The organism is Candidatus Tisiphia endosymbiont of Parasteatoda lunata, assembly GCF_964030955.1.
Taxonomy (GTDB): Bacteria; Pseudomonadota; Alphaproteobacteria; order Rickettsiales; family Rickettsiaceae; genus Tisiphia.
The window spans coordinates 302267-326859 of record NZ_OZ035003.1; the positions used below are offsets into that span (position 1 = coordinate 302267).

Here is a 24593-nt window from a genome sequence, read left to right on the forward strand (position 1 = left end):
ATTGCAATTGGTATTAGAAGGATTCCTTAGAAAAGGTGAAATACGTAAATTTCAAGATTTACTCGAAGTATTTAATGACTTTACTAAAGATAATAGTAATTTTAAAAAATTAGAATTTAAAGTGTTTACTGATGCTATTAGAGGGAGTAGAGAATTTGTTGTAAAACATAGTGAATATCATGATACTATAAAAAGTATACTAAACTCATTTGGTACTATACATGAAGGAAATCAGAAGTTAACAACTAGATTTGAAGAAGTAATTTCCTTACTGGGTGAATTAAATTCAAGTAGTCATTTAGATTTAGGTGAGGGCAGTAGTATCTCTTGATAATGCATATAGAATTAAGATGATCTAACTTCAAGGTTGTATGATTAATGCGACATAATTACAATTAATAAAAGCTAAAGGTACATATAAACTGATAAAAAAGTATATCTACTCAGCTTGTATCCAGGTAGGTTAGCGGTGACAGGGGAAGCCATCTGAAAAATTTTGAGTTTTGTCATACTATGAAGTAGTTAAGACGGGTTGTTGAAAAAGTCTAAAATGATTAAAAAATATAAACTTTTGGTTTAATAGGGTCTATCAGAAAGATTGTGTAAGTATGATATCAGAGTTAGTCCATCTTTGATCAACATTTGCCCATTTTGGCCCACCGTAACAGAACGTGCGAAAAGCGAAATCCAACACCTGTATCTCTAATCGTAATGCACTATTGACGGTAGCTACTTTTTACACATTTTGTATCTTAATTAAAATTGTCAATTACCTACAATCCCTTATATCCATTGGTTTTACAACTAATATTTAAACTTAGTCACCTTTTAAAAATTCCCCTCTCTTTTTATAGCTAAAAGTATCCTTTTTTATTTTGTGTTTTCTACTTTCATATTGGAAAGTCATTTATAACCTTATTGTACGTCCTTTGAGCATCAGTTATCGATAGCTTAGAATATATCTCTAAAGATTGCCTAGATTCATGACCAGAATAAGGTTGTATCAAAGCATCATCAATCCCTTGCTTTTTCATCCAAGTAAATAGAAAATGTCTTAATTTATGAGGAGTTATAGTATGATTCATATTGGCTTGTTGAGTATAAGTCATTAGAATCTTCCGAATGCCATCATTAATGCGTATCTGACACTTATTAAGCTCGACATCATCTGCTTTAATTTTTACCAACTCACCTACTCTAACTCCAGTATATAGCATTGTTTTTATTATTATCATGTGCTTTATATTTTGGGTATCCCACACTACATCGTAATATTTTTTTATCTCTTCATCTGAAATACTAGAGTGGCTACTTTTTATCAAATAAAACCTAGATAATACTTAGCAATCAATTGACAAACTAGGCTAAAATACATAGTGTGTCAATCACCAAAATAAAAACGTTACTTTTTGCTGTGAAAAATATTAAATTTAGAGCTAGCTTTTTGCTAACTCAATAACAACCAGCTGAAGCTGGTGGGTTGATATCTAGACTGGAAGTCACTATTACTCTAAAGAGATATTACTAACGCCTGTGCATTATCTCTCTGATCCTAACTCTTAGGTTACCCTGCAGTATTTTATAGCGATATTTAGTGATTCAAACAACATTAAAGCGATGGTAAAATACAGTGTGGCTAGTCTTGTTAAAATATCATATGTTCAAGTTATAGTGAATTGAAATATTAGAACAAGGACTAAAGTCTTTCCCAGCTGAAGCTGGGGGTTTTAACCAAAAAGGTGACTATAAAATAAGGATATCAATTTATGTAACGTTGAAGATTATTAGGGTTACAGAGAAATAAGGCTTTAAATTAGAGAAGGGCTATACAAAAAAATACCCTCTTCTGAAAAGCCTATCGGTATTATGGATATAAGGTATACTTTTCGCTTTTCGCACGTTCTGTTACGGTGGGCCTATTTCTCACAAACCCATGAAAATTACCTTAAGGCTGTATCCCTTGATCTAAAAGGGTTTCAAGGCTTCAGCAACTCATCAGTTAACAATCAATTCATCTTCTGTAAACGGCGTAGATAAAGCTCTATAGACCATTTGCGAGAAATTTCGTACCTTCCTGCAAAGACCCCCATATAGTAGTTTGTGAGTTTTATGTTATATGTTATAATGAGTAACATGTAAAACTAATTATAATGCTCAAATTTATGTCTATTACTAAGTTTCTCGATCCTAAAAATGATATTGCCTTTCGCCGTATATTTGGTTCTGAGAAGAATAAAGATATTCTTATTCATTTCATTAATGATGTGCTGGAGCTTAAAGGTAGTGATAGAATCAAAGAAGTAACATTTTTACCTACTATTCAAGAACCAGAGATTGCTTCAAAGAAGCAAAGTATAGTAGATGTATTATGCAAAGATGAAAATGGAGTGCAGCTAATTATTGAGATGCAGGTATCTCCACAAGAAGGCTTTGAGAAGAGAGCTCAGTATTATGCGGCTAAAGCCTATTCACGGCAGTTAAATAAAGGTAAGGAAGAAGGGGCTAGATATATAGATTTAAAGTCGGTAATATTTATTGCTATCAGTGATAATATTATTTTTAAAGATAAAGTGTTCTATAAGTCTGATCATATTATTTTGGATAAAGATAGCTATTCTCATGATTTAAAGGATTTTTCCTTTACTTTTATAGAGCTACCAAAGTTTAAAATCACAGATATAAATTTACTAACTAATATAATAGAGAAATGGTGTTATTTTTTTAAACATGCTAATGAAACTAGTGAATCAGATTTACGTAAGATCATAGGTTCTGATCAAGTGATAGAAAGAGCATATGAAGAATTAAACCAGTTTAATTGGACGGAAGAAGAATTGCTAACTTATGAGCAAGAGACTAAACGTATTATGGATAATAAGGCATCTGAGGATTACCTGATAAAAACTGCTAAAGCCGAAGGTAAATCTGAAGGTATCCAAATAGGTGAAACTAGAGGTATGCAGATTGGTAGAAAAGAGGAAAAATATGAAATAGCAAAAAATATGTTCTCTAATAATTACTCTATCCCTGAAATCTCTCGTATTACCGGTTTATCTATTCAGGAGATCAACAATCTGCTTAAATCCTAGTTCTGTAGTCAAAGGGGTAAGCCCTTTGACCTTGAGTTATTTTAAGAAATCTTTTACTATGGTGCATATGGTAAAATTAAGGTTGTTTGTGCTTAAATTTTATCTGCTTCCCTCAAACATTTGTCTTAAATCACTACTTGTGTTACAAAGTAGTTAAATTACCTTAGTGATTTTGATTTTATCAATACTTATTTGTAATTTAATCTTTCTTCTAAAAAATATCATCTGATTTAGAGCGTTTTTAAAGTAGTAAGTTTATACATTAACAAATCTATGTAAAACCGATATCCATTCTAAAAACAGTCTTATTTTGCTTTTTTCTTCTATTGAATTAAGAAAAAAATAAATAAAAGTTAAAAAAACCTATCAAAATTGGTATAACCACAAAAATAATTGCCTTAAGTTTCCTAGCAGATTCTTCCCGATCCAGTCAATTTTCTCTTTCTTCTTCTCTTTCAACTTGATCAGCAATATCTTTATCTAAATAATCTGCTAGCATTTTTTAACTTGGGTAAAAATTTCTACAACTGCTTTAAACTTAGCATAATATTGGCATATTACCAAACGTTTTATTTATAAAACTTATTTTTTAGGAAACGGTAATTTCCCTGTTAAAAATTCTATAGCCAGCTCCATATCATCTTTTGCTAAAATTTTATTAATAGTTAAGTCTTTACACTTATCTATTATAACCTGAGTTTGACGTAAGAAAGAACATTTAAAAATTAAGAAGGGAGGGATTATAAAGTTCTCTAATAATAATGACAAAATTGGAGAATATATTATGATCCCTCTTACGGAGATTTTCTGCTTAATTGATGATTTTTGCAAGCATTTTGATACGGAGCGAAATAAATATATATTACCAAATCCTAACCGTAAGCGTAAAGTGGGCTGCAGTATAGGACTCTCAGAGATTATTACTATTATAGTAATGTTTCACTTGAGTCACTACCGTACCTTTAAAGATTTTTATTTATGCTGCCTATGCCAAAGTTATAGAAAGGAATTTCCAAAACTTGTGAGCTATAGTCGTTTTGTTCAGTTAATGCCAATGAGCTTCATGCCCATGGTGTTACTGCTAAAAAGCCTAACAGGAAAACAAACTGGTCAATATTATATCGACTCTACTAAACTTCCTGCTTGCCATAATTTAAGAATTAATAGACATAAAGTATTCAAAGACATAGCAAAAAGAGGTAAGACTTCCACTGGGTGGTTCTTTGGCTGTAAGCTACATATTGTCATTAACAGTTGCGGAGAGATTATGAGTTTTTCTTTAACTCCTGGAAATGTCGATGATAGAGCAGTGGTGGAAAATTTAGTAGATAAATTACAAGGCTGGCTTTTTGGTGATCGTGGGTATATCAGTAAAAAACTCACTCAATCCCTTGCTAATCAAGGTTTAGAACTAATAACAAAAATTAAAAGTAATATGAAAGAAAGAATAATAGATCCTATTAAAAAGCAGTTTTTAAATAAAAGGCACATTATTGAAACCATTAATGATCAATTGAAAAACCTTTTTCATATAGACCATACAAGGCATAGATCTGTTATGAATTTTCAAACTAATGTATTAGCTGGGCTACTTGCCTATGTTTTCAAACCTAATAAAATTTCTGTAGCTTTTGGAAAATTAAACAATCTCAACCTTCATCTTGCATCAAACTGAGGTTATATTAAAAGTATAAAGAACAAGAAGAAAGTAGAGTACTTATTTGAGTCAAATTGGAATAAACCTTATTCTGAGCGTGGTATTCGGAAGATTCTAATGACTTATACTCAACAAGCCAATATGAATCATACTATAACTCCTCATAAATTAAGACATTTTCTATTTACTTGGATGAAAAAGCAAGGGATTGATGATGCTTTGATACAACCTTATTCTGGTCATGAATCTAGGCAATCTTTAGAGATATATTCTAAGCTATCGATAACTGATGCTCAAAGGACGTACAATAAGGTTATAAATAACTTTCCAATATGAAAGTAGAAAACACAAAATAAAAAAGGATACTTTTAGCTATAAAAAGAGAGGGGAATTTTTAAAAGGTGACTAAGTTTAAATATTAGTTGTAAAACCAATGGATATAAGGGGTTGTAGATAATTGACAATTTTAATTAAGACAGGAGTTTCGCACTTAGCAAAAAATATGTTAATCTAGCAAGAAAGAGTTTTAGTTAAGCATGGCAAGATCAAAATGTAGCAAAGACTTATATAAATCATTTTTACAAGCAAGTAGCGTAAGATATAGTGGTAAAGCATTATCTGAAGTAAGTCCAATAAACCTATCTCATGATAGTGCAAGTCGATGGTTAAATAGTAAGGATTTCCGCCCTAGCGGGATCTACAGAGAAGTGTCAAAATATATTGATAGGGAAGCTTCTTGTTTATTAGTGGGAGATGACACGTTATTGTCAAAGCAATACAGTAAGAAAATTGAGCTTGTACATTATCAATATTCTGGAGCTGTACATGATGTTATACCTGGTATAGGGATGGTCAACTTACTGCATTACAATGCTAAAACTGATCAATCTACCCCTGTAGATTATAGAATATATGATAAAGAAACTGATGGAAAAACAAAGAATGAGCATTTTTGTGATATGCTTACTTTAGCTAAGGAAAGAGGGATCAATCCTGATGCAGTAGTAATGGATGCGTGGTATAGCGGTTTGGAGAATTTGAAACATATACGTAATTTAGGTTGGACATGGGTTAGTAACCTAAGAAAAAATAGAAAAGTTAATCATAATGTTAGCTTAGAAAGTTTAGAGATTCCTGATGAGGGACTAAAAATTCACCTACGTGGATACGGTTGGGTTACGGTATTTAAGTTTGTGGCAAAAAATGGTCGCATTGATTACATAACAACTAACTTAGAAAATCCAACACGTGAACAAATAGAGAAAATTGTTAAGGCACGGTGGTCTATAGAAGTTTATCATCGAGAATTAAAACAAACTTGTGGTATTGAACGCTGTCAGGCACGCACGGGTCGAGCTCAGAGAAATCATATTTGCCTTGCCGTATTTGCTTGGCTCGATATGAACAAAAGGAGGATAAATGAAAAAATTACTTTATATCAACAAACTTGGGAAGTTATAAAAACATCAATTCAGAACAACATTAGATGCCTTTTAGCTGATTCGCAATTTTGCTAACTGCGAAACTCCTGTAAGATACAAAATGTGTAAAAAGTAGCTAGTCTGTCCGGCAAAACTCTATAAGTCTTATAGATAATAGGGTTTAATGGCAGAAAATAATAAAGAAATCCATAAGAAAATGTTAAAATATGCTAATAAACCTTATGGATTTCAGTCAATATGCCAATAGAAAATATTATCAAATCACAAAAACAAGGAAAACTTTTTGGTTATAAATTAAAAGAAGAATTAAACTCAAATAATAAGCTATATAAATTAAGAGAATTAATAAATTGGTCTGGTCTAGAAAAATGGTTATCAAAAAATGTTTCTATTAAGGAAACTGGACTGATTTTTCAAGACAAATTTTTCACTAATTTTGTTTCCCATTTTACATAATTTTTAAGCTGCATTTTGTAAGTAATCAAGATACACGTTCATCGGTTTTTTATAACCAATACTTGAATGGAATCTTTGATTGTTATATTTATCCATGTATTTATCAATACCATCTTTAAGTTCTGCGATATTTTTAAAATCATTTATAAATATACAATTATATTTTAAAGTTCTAAAAAATCTTTCAATCACAATATTATCAATGCTTCTACCCTTACCGTTCATTGAGATTTGTATATTATTCTCTTTTAGAATTCCCGTATGCTCATGTCCAGTATATTGACTACCCTGATCACTATTGAATATTTGTGGTGCAGGGTATTTATTCAGTGCATCTTTTAATACATCGGTTACAAGTGATGCATCCATAGAATTAGATACTTTATAACTTAGTATTGCCTTACTATGCCAATCTATAATCGCCACAAGATACATAAATCCTCCGTTAGTTCTAATATAAGTAATGTCACCACTCCACACTTGATTAACATAAGGTACATGAATAGTTCTATTCGTTCCTGATTTGTGCCAGTACGGCTCAAGCAAATAGCTATAAATTTTATGTTGACCATCCTTCACAAAAGTAGATTGCTTTTTATGAGGATGAATAGCTTCTATACCCATTATTCCCATATATTTAAGCACCCTATCTCTGCCCACATTAAAGCCGTCTTCCAATAATTGTTTGTATATATAACGATAACCATACTCAGGGTTATCCGTATATATTTCATCTATTCTATTTAAAATATCAAGATTATATAAGCTCATTACTTTAGCTTTATAATATACTCCAGATCTGCTTATCTTTAATAGTTCACATTGCCTTGTCTTTGCTAACGTACTCAGCTTGGGGTCGACAAGACTTTTCTTATTTGATAAGTCCAAGCTGTTTAGCTTTCCCACCGCCCAGTCCCTCTCGACTGTAGCCTTACCTAATGCTTTTGCAAGTTCATCGTTTTGATTCTTAAGTTCACTAATCTGCCCTTTGTACTCACTAACAGCTTTTGCTGGCTCAAATGCCAATGACGCATTATCTAAAAATTGTCGTTTCCAGTTTTGCATAGTTTTAGCCGTTACTTCATATTTGACCGATAACTGACCTATTGTTGATTCTTCTTTTAACATCTCTAATACTATTTTAGTTTTTGCTTCTGCACTAAAATTTTTAATTTGTTTTTTACCCATTTGTTTCTCTTTAATTTTATTTATTATTCTATACTTATTGAGAAACAAAAATACCTGCTTCTTTGTCTAATTTTTTCAGTCCATTATAAAATATTGGATAAATAATAAAGAAGGTTTGACCCAATTTTTAAAAATCCCAGTTAGCAATCTTGATAATAATTGGGCTGAGAGATCACTGCGTACCATTATTTTACAAAGGAAGAATTCATTATTCTTTAAAACAATCAATAGTGCTGAGATACATAGTGGTCTGTATAGTATAGTAAAGACTTGTAGTGAGAACGAGATCAATGCCTTTAAATATTTAAATTGGCTACAAGAGCAGAGTAGCAAAGCAAAGAAGCGTCCTGCGAATTATACGCCTTTTGCCTATGCAAGATATATGAATAATACGGAATTAATCGAGACAGCAGCTTAAACGACAGGAAGCCAATCATTAGAGAATTTGGCAGAACTAGGATCACCATTATGAATAAGAATGTGTAAGGTTCTATAACAAATTTGATAAGATGAATTATCAGATGGGAAAAGTTTTGCGGTAAATTTACCTTTGGATAGGCGTTTAGAGCATAGCCAAAAGCCTTGACCGTCAAAGGACAAAATTTTAATGGCAGTTCTGTTTTTATTATAGAATAAAAACAAGGAACCATTAAGAGGGTCAGAAGAAAGTTTTTGTCTACAAACAGCGATTAAGCCATCGATACCCTTGCGAAAATCGATGGCAATAGTGGCAACAAAAATAACTGACGCCGGGGTTAGTTGCAGCATAAAAATGTCTGAATTATGGTTTTTGGTTCTAGTGTTTGGATAATAAGTTTGGTACCATTTGGTTTAATAATGTGACAAGTATAGTGATTTTGTTTGGGGGCAGCTACAGGATCGGTATCTATAGAATTTAATAGTTGAAATGGGAGAAAATTAATATTTTGTTGTAGAGCTTGATTTGAAGTTGAGACAGGAGAAGTTTTGAGGGTAGGCTCATGGGCTTTTTTAATTGAACTGATTGTTGCTTTATTAATATTAAGATGTTTAGCTATCTCTTGGTAAGAATAATGATGGAGTAATTGGTAAACTAATTCCTTTAGATGGTTTGGTATAGGATCAAACTTATTAGTTTTAGTTTGACGCCAGGCTTTAAATTGCTGAGCTACTTGCTCAATAGTAATTGATGGTATTTGCATAGTATGAAACCCAAATGTATAAAAAATTCATACTAGCAAAAACATTAGATAAAGTTATGCAGTTTTGCTGCAGGTATACAATCCTTTAAAAACTTTATTGCTATAACGCCTTTTATTGTGACAAGCTTTAATCGTTGTAGAGTCAATAAACTCAATAACAACCAGCTGAAGCTGGTGGGTTGATATCTAGACTGGAAGTCGCTAATTACTCTAAAGAGATATTACTAATGCCTGTGCTATCTCTCTGATCCTAATTCTTATAAGTTACCCTGCAATACTTTTGTAGCGATATTTAGTGATCCAAACAACATGAAAGCGATGGTAAAATACAGTGTGGCTAGTCTTGTTATAATCTGTCATATATGATATTTTAATATACATGAAGAGCTTGCTCTTATGTATATTAAAATATCATATATTCAAGTTATAGTGAATTGAAATATTAGAACAAGGACTGAAGTCTTTCCCAGCTGAAGCTGGGGGTTTTAACCAAAAAGGTGACTATAAAAGGAGGGCTATAAATGTTTTCTTACTAACCTTTTCTTTCCAAATAGGATTTTTGTCTAAAGTATTGGTATCTGTATTAGTTCGTGCAAATATTGTTTTTATTCGACGTTTAGCATCAGCAAATTCAGGCGTTTCTCGCAAGGTTGTTCTAGCAATAGAACCAATCAACGCTACTATTGCCCCAATCCAAAATGCTATACGCCAATTAAAACCAAAAGAGGTAACAAGTGTTGGCACACCTAAAGCAGCCATACCTCCTAAGGCAGAAAAAGCTACTATTAATTCCACACTTGCATATTGGGCTGGCGGGTTGATTGTTTCCGTTATATAAAGTTCAGCCCCTACTACTTCGGTCATAGAAGACATACCTTACACAATGCGGCAGATTGTTACTATCCAAGAAGCTGCAACCCCTATTTGAGCATAGGTAGGAATATTAGCCATGACAAGACATGATGCAGCCATCATAAAAGTTGTGATGATAACGGTAGATTTACGTCCTATATTATCACCTAACCAACCAAATATTAATGCACCTACAGGCAGAAAAACACATGTAGTACAAAAGGCAAAAGATGTTATTAAATAGCTTGTATGAGAATCAGTGTTTTCAAAAAAAATCTCATTAAGAAGTACTGCCATATGAACATATAACATAAAGTCAAAAAATTCTAAGAAAGTACCTATAGAAAGTAACCCTATAACTTGTTTTTGTTCTTTAGTGAGGAGTCAATCATTTAATTTGTGTAAGTTCATTTTTTATTTTCCAATAAATCATATTTAAAATCTCCACAAAGTATTTCAAATTGATTTAAAGCTAAAGACCAATCTTTAATAGGCATGGTCCATTTTTTGGCTGCATTTTGTAGGGATAAAAATATTATTTTTTGAATTGACTTATCATCTGGAAACACCCCCTTATTTTTGATAATTTTTCTAATTTGACGATTTACAGATTCTATAGTGTTAGTAGTATAAATTACCTTTCTGATCTCTTCAGGAAAGGCAAAAAACGGTATTATCCCAGACCAATTACGTTGCCAAATATCAGAAATTACCGGATATTTTTTATCCCATTTTACACCAAATTGCTGAAGTTTTAAACGTGCCATTTCGTCATTATTAGCTGTATAAATTTGTTTTAGATCTGATGTGACCTCTTTTAAATCTTTATATGACACATACTTTACTGAATTGCGAACCATATGTACAATACATAATTGTACTATAGTACTCGGGAATACACTGCTTATAGCTTCTGGAAAGCCCTTTAAACCATCCACACAAGCAACATAAATTTGTTCAATTCCTCGATTCTTTAACTCAGTAACTACTTGCATCCAAAATTTAGCACCTTCATTTTTGCCTATCCAAATGCCAAGTAACTCCTTTTTCCCTTCTATATTTACAGCAAGTGCTAAATATACTGCTTTATTTATTACTATGTGATTGTCTCTAGATTTTACATAGATACAGTCCAAGTATAATATTGGATACACCCTATCTAAACAACGATTTTGCCACCTAGTTACTTCTTCTATCACCCCATCTGTTATGGTGGATATCAAGTCACCAGATACATCAGTTTGATATATTTCTTCTAAATGCCCTCGGATCTCGCTGACTGTCATACTGCGACCATAAAGGGATATCACTTTCTCATCAAATCCATTAAATCTCCTCAGCCCTTTTGGTATTAATTGAGGATTATACTCTCCTTCCCGATCTCTTGGTACTTCTACTGTCAGCTTACGACCATCCCCATCAATTACTGTCTTCTCATAGCTACCATTACGACGATTATTATCTACTTTTGGCATCTTGCTATGTTTTGAATATCCTAATTCATGATCCAACTCACTTGCTAATATTTTCTCAACTATTTGCTTCTTTAGCTGTTGAAATAAACCATCTCGACCAAATAACTCCGATGGATCTGCTTTTGATAATAATTCTTCTACTAGCTGATTACTGATGTCTAATGTATCTTTATCTGTATCTAATTTTTTAGCCATAATTCCTCCTTGCTTGCTTAAGTTACTTTTTTTACAGTAATCTCTTACTGCTTTCTTTGCAACTTACACAAACTATAGGACAGACTCTTAGTGAGATGAGTTTGGGGATAGATAACCCTGCCATCTGCTCGTACAAATTTACTCATATTAGTGTTTAAACCCTTAAGTTATATTGTCTAGAGTTGTATATAATTGTGTTAAAAAAACCCCTATAGCAATTGGCATAGGGGATGACGATTTATAGAATTGATACTACATAATTTCACAACAATAAAGCTTAGTACTTCCAGCTAGTACGGTATCTGCTTCCGAGTCAGACGTATCAGGACAAGTTTCGTACGAAGTATCATGCCGGGAAGAAGATGCCCCGTATGCGGCTTCATCCAAAATCGGTTCAACATAGTGGGCAAATGATTTCATGTCACAACCACGGCTTTCAATTGAGTCGCAATAAGAATGACCTGAACCTTTTTTTACAACATGATCAAAAGCTTTTGCTCTAGCCATTATTTCTTCCCAAGTGACATCTCTACCTGCTACTTCCTTTTCATGCTTTTTTATCTCTACTATGCACTTATCCGCTAGTTTCTGAGTTTCCTTTGAGATATCCTCATCCTCAGCCAATTCAACTGATTTTTGATCACCAAGTTTAACACCAATGGACATAGTTAAATCGACTAGAGACTCATCTTGGGTAACACCATAACCATTTATTAAACTCATCGTCAAATAAAAAGCAGTCTCTTTTACGCCTATTAGCAAGTTTAAAAATAAATCCCACGCTGTGTCTCGACTACAATCTGCAAGGGCTTTTTCTTCCGGACTAAGGGCATGGAATGACGGACGCTCCTCATTTATCCTGTCCTCCTCATAGCCTGCTTGAATTTCTGCAAAGTTGCCTTTATCGACATAGGTTTTAGTTAGATAACCATTGATAGTCTTAAGATCTTTTTCTGTTTTAGGTAGATCAACCCTTTCAAATTTAAATTTCATAATTATTTCTCCTTATTTTTAAGTTATTCCTTTGCCCTTATTAGCAAGTCTTTGTAATCTTTGACTAGTTATATTTTTCTTTTCGGTAGGAAGTGTTTGATCTTTTTGGACAGGTTTTTCATCACGAGTTTTCTCTAGTGCTTCCCTAATTCCCTTTGTTTGCAGTAACGCTTCTTTACTCAACTGTTTTTCCTGTTTTGTTTCTTGGTCATGAACCGCTAAATTAGCTGGAGTATTTATATTTTTAGTTTCAGTAATAGGATTTGATGCTTCTTGACTCAGCTGTTTTTCTTGTTGTGTTTCTTGATCATGAACCGCTAAATTAGCCGGAGTATTTATATCTTTAGTTGTAGTAGCAGGAGTTTGTTCTTGTGATGTATGTGTATCAATGATTAACTCTTTGTCTAGCCCTACCTTTTTTACTATTTCATGCAACTCATGCAATCCCTTATGCTCAGGATTTTCTTGCAACTCTTCTTTATAATCTTCTACGTGATTTTTAAAGTGTTTTCTTACTCGCCTTTTCCATAGGTTAGGATCTTGCTCTACTAATTTCTTAAAATCTTCTCTTTCACTATCTCTTTCCTTTATAGCATGTTCGGTTTTTTTTAAAGCAACAACTTTATGTTCTTTGATTGCTTGTGTATGCTCATCATTCTCTTTTTCCAAGGTTTTTTTCGTATGCTTGTCAGGACTATTCTCTAGTTTTACCAAATTCTCTGCAATTTTGTCTTCTCTATATTTAATAGAGGCTTTTGCTTCTTTTCTTATTTGATAGACTAACTTATAAGCATCACTTTCTTGTTTATCTTCTTCTTTGGCGGCTTTTCTCTCTTGGTAATTTGCATATTCACCAGCAAGTATTCTCTTTTGTTCAGCAGTTAAAGAAGAGGGTTTCTCCAGCCCTTGTTTTCGAAGATTACGATTTTTAGTTAATTGTTTATGGAAATCCTCAGAGATTGCATCATACTCTTTGACATGTTTTCTTAACTCTGCCTCTCTTGCTTCATTGGCTACTCTTTGGGCTTTTGCTAATGTCTCCGCTAAACGCTCTTGTTCCTCTCTATTTTGGCTATCTCTATCTTGAGCTATTTCATTTTCATAAAATTTAACTTTAGATTCTGCTGATGCTAATAACTCAGATATATTAAAGTCTATGCCTAACTCGCTAGCCCTTGAAAACAAACTACCAGCATTAGCTAACATTGTAATTAACAATGTTCTTGATGTAACCTGATCTATTCGAGTTTTAAGGTCGTTAAATTCTTGCCTTAAAGCTGCTTTCTCTTTATCAAAATCATCAGACATTTTATATTTTGCCATGCTATTAGGTTGATTTACGTTGCCATAATTTAATTAGAATCAATTCTAAAATATTAGTCAACTTATTTTTAATAAAAATTAATTATTTTTTATAATATAAACAATATCCAATATTCTACTTACATAACTAATATTAGTTCTGATATTTAACATTCTTTGATCTTAAGCCTATATTTTTACCACTCTCTCTTTTCCCCCTTCTAATTTGTTTATAGAATTGTGATATTGTTACAACCAAGATTTATTATTTCAATTTTCTATATTATTTTTTCTTGCTATCGTTCAACCAAATCATAATATCTATTAGTATTAGTTAACCACTCTGCACTGCAAGTGCAGAGCTTAATATTACGGCATGAATGCCTCATGTATGTACTAACTTAAAAGTTAGAAACTATTTGTGTATGGCTCATTTAGAAAGTGTCACAACACAAAAAGAATATATCTGTGAAGTGTAAGATTTTGTTAAAAAATATCTTATCTTATCTTTTCTTATCTTTTCTTGATAAGATATTTAAAATTTATGTTGAAACGACGCACTGCAAGTGCGGGGTTTTTCTCCCAAAGTGGGACAATAAAGAAGAATTTGGTAATGCTACAAGAATATTTAAAGTTTTGAATCTGACTAAAAACACTTTACCAAGAGCTGATCTTATTTTTTCACGAGATTTACTAGTACACCTAAATTTTGAAGATGCATTTAAAGTAATAGCTAATTTTAAAAAATCAGGTGCTACTTATCTATTAACAACAACATTTGTAAATAGAGGGTTAAATGAGGAGCTTAAAGAAACTTTTTGGCGTGTTTTAAACTTGCAACAACCACCGTTTAATTTTCCAAAACCAATTTTATTAGTGAATGAGGGTTGTACAGAAGCTGGGGGTTTATATTCTGATAAAAGCTTAGGACTTTGGTTATTAAAGGATATCTCATTATACCCCAATTCGGGATAAGAATTAGTTAATTCTTATCCCGAATTGCCTTTAATATAAGGAAAAATGCATTCTTAAAACGATTTTGTGAATGCATTTTAAAGCTTTCTAAAGCTAAAAACATGATTTTAAAATTAAAATACCCTGATGAATAAATACAGTTTAGACAAGTCATGTGAGGTGTTTCAATGAGCAATAGCATCTTTTACCCAAAGGTTTCACTTGTTATTCCCGTTTACAACGGTACTAATTATATGCGTGAAGCGATAGATAGTGCAGTTGCTCAGACTTATAAAAATTTAGAAATTTTAGTTGTTAATGATGGATCAAATGATAATGGTGAAACGGAACGTATAGCTTTATCTTATGGTAACAAGATTCGTTATTTTTCCAAACCAAACGGTGGGGTAGCTTCAGCCTTAAATTTGGCAATTAAAGAAATGAAAGGAGAGTCTTTTTCGTGGCTTAGTCATGATGATGTTTACAATCCAAATAAAATTGAACATCAAATTAATATACTTAATACTCTTCCCAATCGTAATACGATTATTTATGGAGGGCATGAGGTTATAGATCATAACTCTAAGTCACTGTATTTTATGAGACTAGATAAAATATTATCAGTAGAAAAATGTAATATCCCATTATTCCCTCTTATGCGAGGATTAATTCATGGATGTACTCTTTTAATACCAATAAAATATTTCCGTGAAATTGGTACTTTTGATGAAACATTATTAACTACCCAAGATTATGCACTTTGGTTTGAGTTTTTACGGATAGCACCTATTCATTTTGATGATCGTATTTTAATTAAAAGTCGCACTCATCTAGATCAAGGAACCCATAAAATTGCTAGCCACATGAATGAATGTAATGAATTATGGTCTAGGTTTCTCAGAAGGTTAACTTTAGAAGAAATGACTATAATGGAAGGATCACCTTATTTATTGTCCCACTTTGGGAGAAAAACCCCGCACTTGCAGTGCGTCGTTTCAACATAAATTTTAAATATCTTATCAAGAAAAGATAGGATATTTTTTAACAAAATCTTACACTTCACAGATATATTTTTTTGTGTTGTGACACTTTCTAAATGAGCCATACACAAATAGTTTCTAACTTTTAAGTTAGTACATACATGAGGCATTCATGCCGTATTAAGCTCTGCACTTGCAGTGCAGAGTGGTTAACTGTCCCACTTTGGGAGAAAAACCCCGCACTTGCAGTGCGTCGTTTCAACATAAATTTTAAATATCTTATCAAGAAAAGATAAGATATTTTTTTAACAAAATCTTACACTTCACAGATATATTCTTTTTGTGTTGTGACACTTTTTAAATGTACTAGTGTTTTTCTTGCAAATGCTTCTTGTTATCAAGCATCCGAACTAGCTAAGTCAATGGCTAAGGATATCTTAACCGATATTAAGGATATCTTAACCGATACAGGAGTTTCGCAGTTAGCAAAATTGCGAATCAGCTAAAAGGCATCTAATGTTGTTCTGAATTGATGTTTTTATAACTTCCCAAGTTTGTTGATATAAAGTAATTTTTTCATTTATCCTCCTTTTGTTCATATCGAGCCAAGCAAATACGGCAAGGCAAATATGATTTCTCTGAGCTCGACCCGTGCGTGCCTGACAGCGTTCAATACCACAAGTTTGTTTTAATTCTCGATGATAAACTTCTATAGACCACCGTGCCTTAACAATTTTCTCTATTTGTTCACGTGTTGGATTTTCTAAGTTAGTTGTTATGTAATCAATGCGACCATTTTTTGCCACAAACTTAAATACCGTAACCCAACCGTATCCACGTAGGTGAATTTTTAGTCCCTCATCAGGAATCTCTAAACTTTCTAAGCTAACATTATGATTAACTTTTCTATTTTTTCTTAGGTTACTAACCCATGTCCAACCTAAATTACGTATATGTTTCAAATTCTCCAAACCGCTATACCACGCATCCATTACTACTGCATCAGGATTGATCCCTCTTTCCTTAGCTAAAGTAAGCATATCACAAACATGCTCATTCTTTGTTTTTCCATCAGTTTCTTTATCATATATTCTATAATCTACAGGGGTAGATTGATCAGTTTTAGCATTGTAATGCAGTAAGTTGACCATCCCTATACCAGGTATAACATCATGTACAGCTCCAGAATATTGATAATGTACAAGCTCAATTTTCTTACTGTATTGCTTTGACAATAACGTGTCATCTCCCACTAATAAACAAGAAGCTTCCCTATCAATATATTTTGACACTTCTCTGTAGATCCCGCTAGGGCGGAAATCCTTACTATTTAACCATCGACTTGCACTATCATGAGATAGGTTTATTGGACTTACTTCAGATAATGCTTTACCACTATATCTTACGCTACTTGCTTGTAAAAATGATTTATATAAGTCTTTGCTACATTTTGATCTTGCCATGCTTAACTAAAACTCTTTCTTGCTAGATTAACATATTTTTTGCTAAGTGCGAAACTCCTGAATATTTATCATATCCTAAATGATTATTCATCTCTGACTGCAATGCCTTCTCTACAAGCCGTTTGGTTAATTGTTTTAATAAACCATCCTCTTTAAGTAATGTTGATATATCTGTATCATTATTTATTAATAAATCTATCGCTTGATTCATTGCTTCATTTTGTTTTTGGTGCATTATAATTTCTCCTTTTGTTATATTATATTTTTATATAACCTTTGAAAAATTTACACACTTATTTGTACAGAGCTAAATAAATTAATGGATTTGAAAGAAAAAATCTTACTTCGAAAGCGTAACTTAATTGAAACAGTTTTTGATTATCTAAAAAATAAAATGAACCTTGAACATACTAGACATAGATCACCAATAAATTCCTTTGTCCATATATTATCTACTCTTGTTGCTTACTCATTAAAGAAAAATAAACCTTCAACAAAATTTGATTTTAATCTACATGTTCACAATATCCTTATCCTGAATTGACGTAAGACCGTAATATTTTGTCTCTTTATTCAGGGCTCTATTTAATCTAACTCTTTCCATATTGATTATTTACACTCCTAAACCAGTTTTTACTGCTATTACCGTTAACCCCCGACATAATGCACCTTTACCAAAACCAAGCATTCTATCCCGAAGATCACCTTGTTGTTGCATCATCGCTCCTATAGCACCTGTTATAAAAATACCTACTGGATAGTAATCGTTAATCATCTTCTTTACCGGTTCAGTAGCCGCCTTCATCCCAGCATCAAGATCAATAGCCGTATACACATCAATGTTACTTAGTAACATAGGAGCAAGGTAAATTCCGGTCTTTAAAACTGAATAAATATTGCTATGATAATTTGTAGATTTTTTTTTGCATAATTTATATTCCCTCAATTGTGATTATTGATTTTCATAACTTTTAATATTGACCTATTAATTAATCTTCTTCGATTATCATGTTCTCTCTTCTTTTATTGTCCCACTTTGGGAGAAAAACCCTGCACTTGCAGTGCATCGTTTTAACATATAATATGTAGAAATGCAGTATTATAAGAAAACAAGTCATACAATATACGACTGTACCTATCATATAGTTTGGGTAACGAAGTATAGATATAAAGTATTAATAGGAGATATTGGGAGACGCACCAAAGATCTAGTACAGGAGATATGTAAAGATAATGGAGTTGAAATAATAAGAGGCAAGGTTGCCGCTAATCACGTGCATATATATGTATCAATACCTCCATATCAAAGTGTTAGCAAGCTGGTACAATATTTGAAGGGTAAGAGTTCTAGAAAGATTGTATACTTGCAGCAAAACTGCGTAACACTATCTAATTTTTTTGCTAGTATGAATTTATTGTATAAATTTGGGTTTCTACTATGCAAATATCACCGATTAATCAAAACTTACGCTATGTTTTATGATAAGTGGCTTTGTACTGAGATATTATTAAAATTCTTTACTATGAAAAAATGGCTTTCAGCCAAGGTTTTTAGTCATACTTGAGATAACATAGCGTAAGTTTTGTAGTTAACCACTCTGCACTGCAAGTGCAGAGCTTAATATTACGGCATGAATGCCTCATGTATGTACTAACTTAAAAGTTAGAAACTATTTGTGTATGGCTCATTTAGAAAGTGTCACAACACAAAAAGAATATATCTGTGAAGTGTAAGATTTTGTTAAAAAATATCTTATCTTATCTTTTCTTGATAAGATATTTAAAATTTATGTTGAAACGACGCACTGCAAGTGCGGGGTTTTTCTCCCAAAGTGGGACAATAAAAACTAGTTGAAAAAGTACCAATTATATTATAACATTTGAAATATTAATAATAATGATAATTAATCAAATGAAAAAACCAAAAGTAGCGACCTTAAGTGCTGAAGAACGAGAAGAACTAATACAACATGTCAAGGAAAGTTCATTAACGGGAGATGAACAGCAAACGATAGTAGAACTTGTGAAATTTTGTAATGAGCTAATAGACAAGCTAGCATCATCAAATATCAGTATAAATAAGCTTAAGGAAATGCTGATTGGTTTTAAGGCAGATAACAAAAAAAAGATAGTTCAGATTCATTAAAAGAACCGCCAAGTGAATCTGATAACGGGAATGGTGGTAATGAAGAAGAGTGCGATAAGCCCAAAAAGATAGATCGTAGTAATTGGCAAGGTAAATATGGGTTTGATGATTATAAGGATGCGAATACCAGCTATTTAACTCCTGAGAATTTTTGTAGTGGTGATAGCTGTCCTCACTGTTGTAATGGCAAACTATATAATAGTGAAGCTAGAAAATTGCTACAATTTACAGGTAATGCTCCAATTACAGTCAACAGATATGTAAAGAAAACGCTACGTTGTAATGCTTGTGATTATATAGTTATGAACAATAAAAATATCAACAAATGGACAAATAGTAGCAGAAGTGCAATAGTGTTACAAAAGACCTATGGTACTCCTTTCTACCGTTTATCTAGGCTGCAAAGTTTAAGTGGTGTTCCTGTGGCATATAGCTCGCTCTGGCAACAATATTTAGATGTTTGGCAAGAAGGTGGTGGAGCTGAAATTTACGGGGTATTATTGGAAATGGCTGCCGAATGTAGTTCACTGAACCTTGATGATACTAGAGCTAGGATTTTAGAAATTACTATAGCCAATAAGAAATTACGTACTCAAAATAAGAAAGGACGCAGCTGTTATACTACTACAATATGTGCTAAGACTGCAAATAAGAAACTGGACTGATTTTTCAAGACAAATTTTTCACTAATTTTGTTTCCCATTTTACATAATTTTTAAGCTGCATTTTGTAAGTAATCAAGATACACGTTCATCGGTTTTTTATAACCAATACTTGAATGGAATCTTTGATTGTTATATTTATCCATGTATTTATCAATACCATCTTTAAGTTCTGCGATATTTTTAAAATCATTTATAAATATACAATTATATTTTAAAGTTCTAAAAAATCTTTCAATCACAATATTATCAATGCTTCTACCCTTACCGTTCATTGAGATTTGTATATTATTCTCTTTTAGAATTCCCGTATGCTCATGTCCAGTATATTGACTACCCTGATCACTATTGAATATTTGTGGTGCAGGGTATTTATTCAGTGCATCTTTTAATACATCGGTTACAAGTGATGCATCCATAGAATTAGATACTTTATAACTTAGTATTGCCTTACTATGCCAATCTATAATCGCCACAAGATACATAAATCCTCCGTTAGTTCTAATATAAGTAATGTCACCACTCCACACTTGATTAACATAAGGTACATGAATAGTTCTATTCGTTCCTGATTTGTGCCAGTACGGCTCAAGCAAATAGCTATAAATTTTATGTTGACCATCCTTCACAGAAGTAGATTGCTTTTTATGAGGATGAATAGCTTCTATACCCATTATTCCCATATATTTAAGCACCCTATCTCTGCCCACATTAAAGCCGTCTTCCAATAATTGTTTGTATATATAACGATAACCATACTCAGGGTTATCCGTATATATTTCATCTATTCTATTTAAAATATCAAGATTATATAAGCTCATTACTTTAGCTTTATAATATACTCCAGATCTGCTTATCTTTAATAGTTCACATTGCCTTGTCTTTGCTAACGTACTCAGCTTGGGGTCGACAAGACTTTTCTTATTTGATAAGTCCAAGCTGTTTAGCTTTCCCACCGCCCAGTCCCTCTCGACTGTAGCCTTACCTAATGCTTTTGCAAGTTCATCGTTTTGATTCTTAAGTTCACTAATCTGCCCTTTGTACTCACTAACAGCTTTTGCTGGCTCAAATGCCAATGACGCATTATCTAAAAATTGTCGTTTCCAGTTTTGCATAGTTTTAGCCGTTACTTCATATTTGACCGATAACTGACCTATTGTTGATTCTTCTTTTAACATCTCTAATACTATTTTAGTTTTTGCTTCTGCACTAAAATTTTTAATTTGTTTTTTACCCATTTGTTTCTCTTTAATTTTATTTATTATTCTATACTTATTGAGAAACAAAAATACCTGCTTCTTTGTCTAATTTTTTCAGTCCATTATAGTCAGAGAAAATTTACAGAGAATGAACTATATTACCCTGAAGAATGCGGATATTTTCTCAAACAAACACGAGGGATTTACCACAATGAACATCAATGTAAAGAGATGAGTCCTGAAGAAAAACTTGGGTATCATCAGGAACATAGCAGTAAATATATAGAAAACATATATAACAAAATAGACGAATTATTTAACGACAAGAAAGTTGAGCCTAATAGTAGGCTTGGACAAGCTATGAAATATTGGATAAATAATAAAGAAGGTTTGACCCAATTTTTAAAAATCCCAGTTAGCAATCTTGATAATAATTGGGCTGAGAGATCACTGCGTACCATTATTTTACAAAGGAAGAATTCATTATTCTTTAAAACAATCAATAGTGCTGAGATACATAGTGGTCTGTATAGTAAAGACTTGTAGTGAGAACGAGATCAATGCCTTTAAATATTTAAATTGGCTACAAGAGCAGAGTAGCAAAGCAAAGAAGCGTCCTGCGAATTATACGCCTTTTGCCTATGCAAGATATATGAATAATACGGAATTAATCGAGACAGCAGCTTAAACGACAGGAAGCCAATCATTAGAGAATTTGGCAGAACTAGGATCACCATTATGAATAAGAATGTGTAAGGTTCTATAACAAATTTGATAAGATGAATTATCAGATGGGAAAAGTTTTGCGGTAAATTTACCTTTGGATAGGCGTTTAGAGCATAGCCAAAAGCCTTGACCGTCAAAGGACAAAATTTTAATGGCAGTTCTGTTTTTATTATAGAGTTAACCACTCTGCACTGCAAGTGCAGAGCTTAATATTACGGCATGAATGCCTCATGTATGTACTAACTTAAAAGTTAGAAACTATTTGTGTATGGTTCATTTAAAAAGTGTCACAACACAAAAAGAATATATCTGTGAAGTGTAAGATTTTGTTAAAAAAATATCTTATCTTTTCTTGATAAGATATTTAAAATTTATGTTGAAACGACGCACTGCAAGTGCGGGGTTTTTCTCCCAAAGTGGGACAATAAAAACAAGGAACCATTAAGAGGGTCAGAAGAAAGTTTTTGTCTACAAACAGCGATTAAGCCATCGATACCCTTGCGAAAATCGATGGCAATAGTGGCAACAAAAATAACTGACGCCGGGGTTAGTTGCAGCATAAAAATGTCTGAATTATGGTTTTTGGTTCTAGTGTTTGGATAATAAGTTTGGTACCATTTGGTTTAATAATGTGACAAGTATAGTGATTTTGTTTGGGGGCAGCTACAGGATCGGTATCTATAGAATTTAATAGTTGAAATGGGAGAAAATTAATATTTTGTTGTAGAGCTTGATTTGAAGTTGAGACAGGAGAAGTTTTGAGGGTAGGCTCATGGGCTTTTTTAATTGAACTGATTGTTGCTTTATTAATATTAAGATGTTTAGCTATCTCTTGGTAAGAATAATGATGGAGTAATTGGTAAACTAATTCCTTTAGATGGTTTGGTATAGGATCAAACTTATTAGTTTTAGTTTGACGCCAGGCTTTAAATTGCTGAGCTACTTGCTCAATAGTAATTGATGGTATTTGCATAGTATGAAACCCAAATGTATAAAAAATTCATACTAGCAAAAACATTAGATAAAGTTATGCAGTTTTGCTGCAGGTATACGAAAGATTCAGCAAGAATTTCCGGAATTAAAAAAGATATATTGGGGTAAACATTTATGGGCTACAGGATATTTTGTAAGAACTACAGGTAATGTCACAGATCAGATGATCAAAGCCTACATAGAAAAGCATGAAGGTAAAGATGATGCTGTGGGAGACTTTCAAGTTGAAAATTAGCTGAGGCTAAAGGCATTTATGCCGTAATATTAAGCTCTGCACTTGCAGTGCAGAGTGGTTAACTTTTCTAATATTGTTTAATTTTACTTTTTAAGTTCATATTGATTTTAATTATTACTAAACTGGCTATATATAATTAGTTAATTATTGAGCTTATAATCTAGAATTACATAAGTCAATAATAATCCGTAAATCGCATTTATTTTTTTATATGACATCAAAAAAAATTCAAAAATTTTTAGAAAAAAAATTTAAACACTTAAAACGTAATATCTTTGTAGAACAAAGTGGTATTCCTTACTCTACTATTACTCCTTTAATAAACGGTGTTAAAAATAACCCAGAACTTAATTCTCTTCTTAGAATAGCTAATTATTTCAAATGCTCTTTAGATGAAGTAACCGGTAGAACAAAATATTTACCTCCTACTAAAGGAGAATATCAATTCTCCGATATCAATATTGATGATGTCGCTAATAATTTAAGAAATTTTCTCAATAACAACCAGCTGAAGCTGGTGGGTTGATATCTAGACTGGAAGTCGCTATTACTCTAAAGAGATATTACTAATGCCTGTGCTATCTCTCTGATCCTAATTCTTATAAGTTACCCTGCAATACTTTTGTAGCGATATTTAGTGATCCAAACAACATGAAAGCGATGGTAAAATACAGTGTGGCTAGTCTTGTTATAATCTGTCATATATGATATTTTAATATACATAAGAGCAAGCTCTTCATGTATATTAAAATATCATATATTCAAGTTATAGTGAATTGAAATATTAGAACAAGGACTGAAGTCTTTCCCAGCTGAAGCTGGGGGTTTTAACCAAAAAGGTGACTATAAAAACAAAACTCCAAGAACAAAAAATGAGACCTAGTAAATTAAGTCTTAATATTGGATTTAGTAGAGATCTACTTGATAATTTCATCGGTAATAACCCTAAACAAAAATGCTTAGGTAGCTCTCCTACCGTTGCTCTTGCCAATTATTTTGATATCTCTATTGATCAAATGATTGGACGCTCTATACCTAATATCCAAAAAAAACAAGAAGTGAATCAAACTATTCCACAGTCCCTACAATCTCTTGATTCTGAAGATTTACATAGTCTCAAACAAATTAAAAGTTCTCTAATATCTCATCAACAAAAACCTCACAATAATGTTTGTAGCTCTTCTATTAAAAAACTCGAGTTGCCAATTAATTATACTGGCAAAAGCTATATTTAAAGCTGATTCCATGTGAGGCTCGATACTAAAACATTTTCAATACAAACATATTTCTAAAAAATATAGTTTTTATTGAGTGTTTTAATGTTGCAAATTAACCTCAAAAGCTCATAAAACCTAGCTCTGCTCTTATAAATTAATTGGCAACTCGGGTTAAAAAAGTGCATAAA

At 32.3% G+C, this 24593-nt stretch carries 30 protein-coding genes and 8 pseudogenes; 19 read left to right on the forward strand and 19 right to left on the reverse strand.

The window, feature by feature from the left end:
* Position 1 precedes the first annotated feature (1 nt).
* Positions 2-331 carry a hypothetical protein gene (locus tag AAHN00_RS01755; RefSeq protein ID WP_342271938.1) on the forward strand — a complete coding sequence of 110 codons (330 nt, stop codon included), beginning with the start codon at positions 2-4 and terminating at the stop codon, positions 329-331.
* A gap of 559 nt (positions 332-890) precedes the next feature.
* On the opposite strand, the gene AAHN00_RS01760 is transcribed toward AAHN00_RS01755, so the two are convergent.
* On the reverse strand, positions 891-1322 hold the full coding sequence (locus AAHN00_RS01760; protein WP_342271939.1) for a site-specific integrase: 432 nt from the start codon (positions 1320-1322) through the stop codon (positions 891-893).
* Positions 1323-2162: 840 nt separating this feature from the next.
* Here AAHN00_RS01760 and AAHN00_RS01765 point away from each other — a divergent pair.
* The 5 genes from AAHN00_RS01765 (at position 2163) to AAHN00_RS01780 (ending at position 6644) form a co-directional block, all read left to right on the forward strand.
* Positions 2163-3089 carry an Rpn family recombination-promoting nuclease/putative transposase gene (locus tag AAHN00_RS01765; protein ID WP_342271940.1) on the forward strand — a complete coding sequence of 309 codons (927 nt, stop codon included), beginning with the start codon at positions 2163-2165 and terminating at the stop codon, positions 3087-3089.
* A gap of 784 nt (positions 3090-3873) precedes the next feature.
* Complete coding sequence (locus AAHN00_RS01770; RefSeq protein WP_342270939.1) at positions 3874-4764, forward strand: IS982 family transposase; 891 nt, start codon at positions 3874-3876, stop codon at positions 4762-4764.
* A gap of 15 nt (positions 4765-4779) precedes the next feature.
* Positions 4780-5082, forward strand: coding sequence for a tyrosine-type recombinase/integrase (locus tag AAHN00_RS14940; RefSeq protein ID WP_410521466.1), 303 nt, complete (start codon positions 4780-4782; stop codon positions 5080-5082).
* 200 nt (positions 5083-5282) lie between these two features.
* Positions 5283-6263, forward strand: coding sequence for a transposase (locus AAHN00_RS01775; protein ID WP_342271025.1), 981 nt, complete (start codon positions 5283-5285; stop codon positions 6261-6263).
* A 162-nt stretch (positions 6264-6425) separates the two neighbouring features.
* The gene (locus tag AAHN00_RS01780) at positions 6426-6644 is read left to right on the forward strand and encodes a hypothetical protein (RefSeq protein ID WP_342271941.1); all 219 of its coding nucleotides are present in this window, start codon (positions 6426-6428) and stop codon (positions 6642-6644) included.
* A gap of 3 nt (positions 6645-6647) precedes the next feature.
* On the opposite strand, the gene AAHN00_RS01785 is transcribed toward AAHN00_RS01780, so the two are convergent.
* Positions 6648-7832, reverse strand: a complete 1185-nt coding sequence (locus AAHN00_RS01785) for an IS3 family transposase (protein WP_342270888.1) — start codon at positions 7830-7832, stop codon at positions 6648-6650.
* 85 nt (positions 7833-7917) lie between these two features.
* Between AAHN00_RS01785 and AAHN00_RS01790 the strand changes: the two genes are divergently transcribed.
* Positions 7918-8250: an IS66 family transposase gene (locus AAHN00_RS01790; RefSeq protein ID WP_342272718.1), complete on the forward strand. Its 333-nt coding sequence runs from the start codon at positions 7918-7920 to the stop codon at positions 8248-8250.
* On the opposite strand, the gene tnpB (AAHN00_RS01795) is transcribed toward AAHN00_RS01790, so the two are convergent.
* The 7 genes and pseudogenes from tnpB (AAHN00_RS01795) to AAHN00_RS01820 form a co-directional block, all read right to left on the reverse strand.
* On the reverse strand, positions 8247-8600 hold the full coding sequence (gene tnpB / locus AAHN00_RS01795) for an IS66 family insertion sequence element accessory protein TnpB (RefSeq protein WP_341752109.1): 354 nt from the start codon (positions 8598-8600) through the stop codon (positions 8247-8249). The two genes, AAHN00_RS01790 and tnpB (AAHN00_RS01795), sit on opposite strands and share 4 nt — an antisense overlap.
* Positions 8588-9013, reverse strand: coding sequence for a hypothetical protein (locus tag AAHN00_RS01800; protein WP_342271013.1), 426 nt, complete (start codon positions 9011-9013; stop codon positions 8588-8590). Before AAHN00_RS01800 ends, tnpB (AAHN00_RS01795) begins: the two co-directional genes overlap by 13 nt.
* 60 nt (positions 9014-9073) lie before the next feature.
* Positions 9074-9169: pseudogene (locus AAHN00_RS14945) on the reverse strand (transposase); the annotation flags it as partial.
* Between the two features lie 345 nt (positions 9170-9514).
* A pseudogene (locus AAHN00_RS01805) lies at positions 9515-10222 on the reverse strand (MFS transporter).
* A gap of 50 nt (positions 10223-10272) precedes the next feature.
* Positions 10273-11535: an IS256 family transposase gene (locus AAHN00_RS01810; RefSeq protein ID WP_342271942.1), complete on the reverse strand. Its 1263-nt coding sequence runs from the start codon at positions 11533-11535 to the stop codon at positions 10273-10275.
* A gap of 252 nt (positions 11536-11787) precedes the next feature.
* On the reverse strand, positions 11788-12528 hold the full coding sequence (locus tag AAHN00_RS01815) for a hypothetical protein (RefSeq protein WP_342271943.1): 741 nt from the start codon (positions 12526-12528) through the stop codon (positions 11788-11790).
* Between the two features lie 18 nt (positions 12529-12546).
* Positions 12547-13851: a hypothetical protein gene (locus tag AAHN00_RS01820; RefSeq protein WP_342271944.1), complete on the reverse strand. Its 1305-nt coding sequence runs from the start codon at positions 13849-13851 to the stop codon at positions 12547-12549.
* Between the two features lie 420 nt (positions 13852-14271).
* Here AAHN00_RS01820 and AAHN00_RS01825 point away from each other — a divergent pair, with 420 nt between their 5' ends.
* Entirely contained in the window at positions 14272-14805 is a 534-nt protein-coding gene (locus AAHN00_RS01825) for a hypothetical protein (RefSeq protein WP_342271945.1), read from the forward strand.
* Between the two features lie 167 nt (positions 14806-14972).
* Positions 14973-15764: pseudogene (locus AAHN00_RS01830) on the forward strand (glycosyltransferase); the annotation flags it as partial.
* Here AAHN00_RS01830 and AAHN00_RS01835 read toward each other — a convergent pair.
* From AAHN00_RS01835 to AAHN00_RS01850, 4 genes are all read right to left on the reverse strand, one after another.
* Positions 15728-15889, reverse strand: a complete 162-nt coding sequence (locus AAHN00_RS01835) for a hypothetical protein (RefSeq protein WP_342271266.1) — start codon at positions 15887-15889, stop codon at positions 15728-15730. The pseudogene AAHN00_RS01830 and the gene AAHN00_RS01835 sit on opposite strands and share 37 nt — an antisense overlap.
* Before the next feature lie 20 nt (positions 15890-15909).
* Positions 15910-16050 (reverse strand): hypothetical protein, encoded by a 141-nt coding sequence (locus AAHN00_RS01840; protein WP_342271946.1) that lies wholly within the window; start codon positions 16048-16050, stop codon positions 15910-15912.
* A gap of 196 nt (positions 16051-16246) precedes the next feature.
* Entirely contained in the window at positions 16247-17227 is a 981-nt protein-coding gene (locus AAHN00_RS01845; protein ID WP_342271947.1) for a transposase, read from the reverse strand.
* Positions 17228-17249: 22 nt separating this feature from the next.
* A complete protein-coding gene (locus AAHN00_RS01850; protein WP_410521404.1) occupies positions 17250-17462 on the reverse strand; it encodes a hypothetical protein in 213 nt (70 codons plus the stop codon).
* A gap of 75 nt (positions 17463-17537) precedes the next feature.
* Between AAHN00_RS01850 and AAHN00_RS01855 the strand changes: the two are divergent.
* Positions 17538-17771: pseudogene (locus AAHN00_RS01855) on the forward strand (transposase); the annotation flags it as partial.
* Positions 17772-17840: 69 nt separating this feature from the next.
* On the opposite strand, the gene AAHN00_RS01860 reads toward AAHN00_RS01855, so the two are convergent.
* Positions 17841-18173, reverse strand: a complete 333-nt coding sequence (locus AAHN00_RS01860) for a hypothetical protein (protein ID WP_342271948.1) — start codon at positions 18171-18173, stop codon at positions 17841-17843.
* Positions 18174-18216: 43 nt separating this feature from the next.
* A complete protein-coding gene (locus tag AAHN00_RS01865; RefSeq protein WP_342271949.1) occupies positions 18217-18345 on the reverse strand; it encodes a hypothetical protein in 129 nt (42 codons plus the stop codon).
* Here AAHN00_RS01865 and tnpA point away from each other — a divergent pair.
* The 4 genes and pseudogenes from tnpA to AAHN00_RS01885 all read left to right on the forward strand — a co-directional run.
* Positions 18319-18603 (forward strand): annotated as a pseudogene (gene tnpA, locus AAHN00_RS01870) (IS200/IS605 family transposase); the annotation flags it as partial. The gene AAHN00_RS01865 and the pseudogene tnpA overlap by 27 nt on opposite strands.
* Positions 18604-18923: 320 nt before the next feature.
* Entirely contained in the window at positions 18924-19082 is a 159-nt protein-coding gene (locus AAHN00_RS01875; protein ID WP_342271950.1) for a hypothetical protein, read from the forward strand.
* 57 nt (positions 19083-19139) lie between these two features.
* Entirely contained in the window at positions 19140-19373 is a 234-nt protein-coding gene (locus AAHN00_RS01880) for a hypothetical protein (protein ID WP_250310741.1), read from the forward strand.
* Positions 19374-19588: 215 nt separating this feature from the next.
* Positions 19589-20038 (forward strand): hypothetical protein, encoded by a 450-nt coding sequence (locus tag AAHN00_RS01885; protein WP_342271951.1) that lies wholly within the window; start codon positions 19589-19591, stop codon positions 20036-20038.
* 50 nt (positions 20039-20088) lie between these two features.
* On the opposite strand, the gene AAHN00_RS01890 is transcribed toward AAHN00_RS01885, so the two are convergent.
* Positions 20089-21273: an IS3 family transposase gene (locus tag AAHN00_RS01890; RefSeq protein WP_342270912.1), complete on the reverse strand. Its 1185-nt coding sequence runs from the start codon at positions 21271-21273 to the stop codon at positions 20089-20091.
* On the opposite strand from AAHN00_RS01890, the gene AAHN00_RS01895 reads away from it, so the two are divergent.
* Positions 21274-21780, forward strand: coding sequence for an IS66 family transposase (locus AAHN00_RS01895; protein ID WP_342271952.1), 507 nt, complete (start codon positions 21274-21276; stop codon positions 21778-21780).
* The gene (locus tag AAHN00_RS01900; RefSeq protein ID WP_342271953.1) at positions 21755-21922 is read left to right on the forward strand and encodes a hypothetical protein; all 168 of its coding nucleotides are present in this window, start codon (positions 21755-21757) and stop codon (positions 21920-21922) included. Before AAHN00_RS01895 ends, AAHN00_RS01900 begins: the two co-directional genes overlap by 26 nt.
* Here AAHN00_RS01900 and tnpB (AAHN00_RS01905) read toward each other — a convergent pair.
* From tnpB (AAHN00_RS01905) to AAHN00_RS01910, 3 genes and pseudogenes are all read right to left on the reverse strand, one after another.
* Positions 21919-22122, reverse strand: a pseudogene (gene tnpB / locus AAHN00_RS01905) (IS66 family insertion sequence element accessory protein TnpB); the annotation flags it as partial. The gene AAHN00_RS01900 and the pseudogene tnpB (AAHN00_RS01905) overlap by 4 nt on opposite strands.
* Positions 22123-22433: 311 nt before the next feature.
* A pseudogene (locus AAHN00_RS14950) lies at positions 22434-22520 on the reverse strand (hypothetical protein); the annotation flags it as partial.
* Positions 22508-22933 (reverse strand): hypothetical protein, encoded by a 426-nt coding sequence (locus AAHN00_RS01910; protein WP_342271013.1) that lies wholly within the window; start codon positions 22931-22933, stop codon positions 22508-22510. The gene AAHN00_RS01910 and the pseudogene AAHN00_RS14950, both read right to left, overlap by 13 nt.
* Positions 22934-23011: 78 nt before the next feature.
* Between AAHN00_RS01910 and AAHN00_RS01915 the strand changes: the two are divergent.
* From AAHN00_RS01915 to AAHN00_RS01925, 3 genes and pseudogenes are all read left to right on the forward strand, one after another.
* A pseudogene (locus AAHN00_RS01915) lies at positions 23012-23188 on the forward strand (transposase); the annotation flags it as partial.
* Positions 23189-23399: 211 nt separating this feature from the next.
* Positions 23400-23714, forward strand: a complete 315-nt coding sequence (locus tag AAHN00_RS01920) for a helix-turn-helix transcriptional regulator (protein ID WP_342271954.1) — start codon at positions 23400-23402, stop codon at positions 23712-23714.
* 313 nt (positions 23715-24027) lie between these two features.
* Positions 24028-24423, forward strand: coding sequence for a hypothetical protein (locus AAHN00_RS01925; protein ID WP_342271955.1), 396 nt, complete (start codon positions 24028-24030; stop codon positions 24421-24423).
* The last annotated feature ends 170 nt before the right edge of the window (positions 24424-24593 follow it).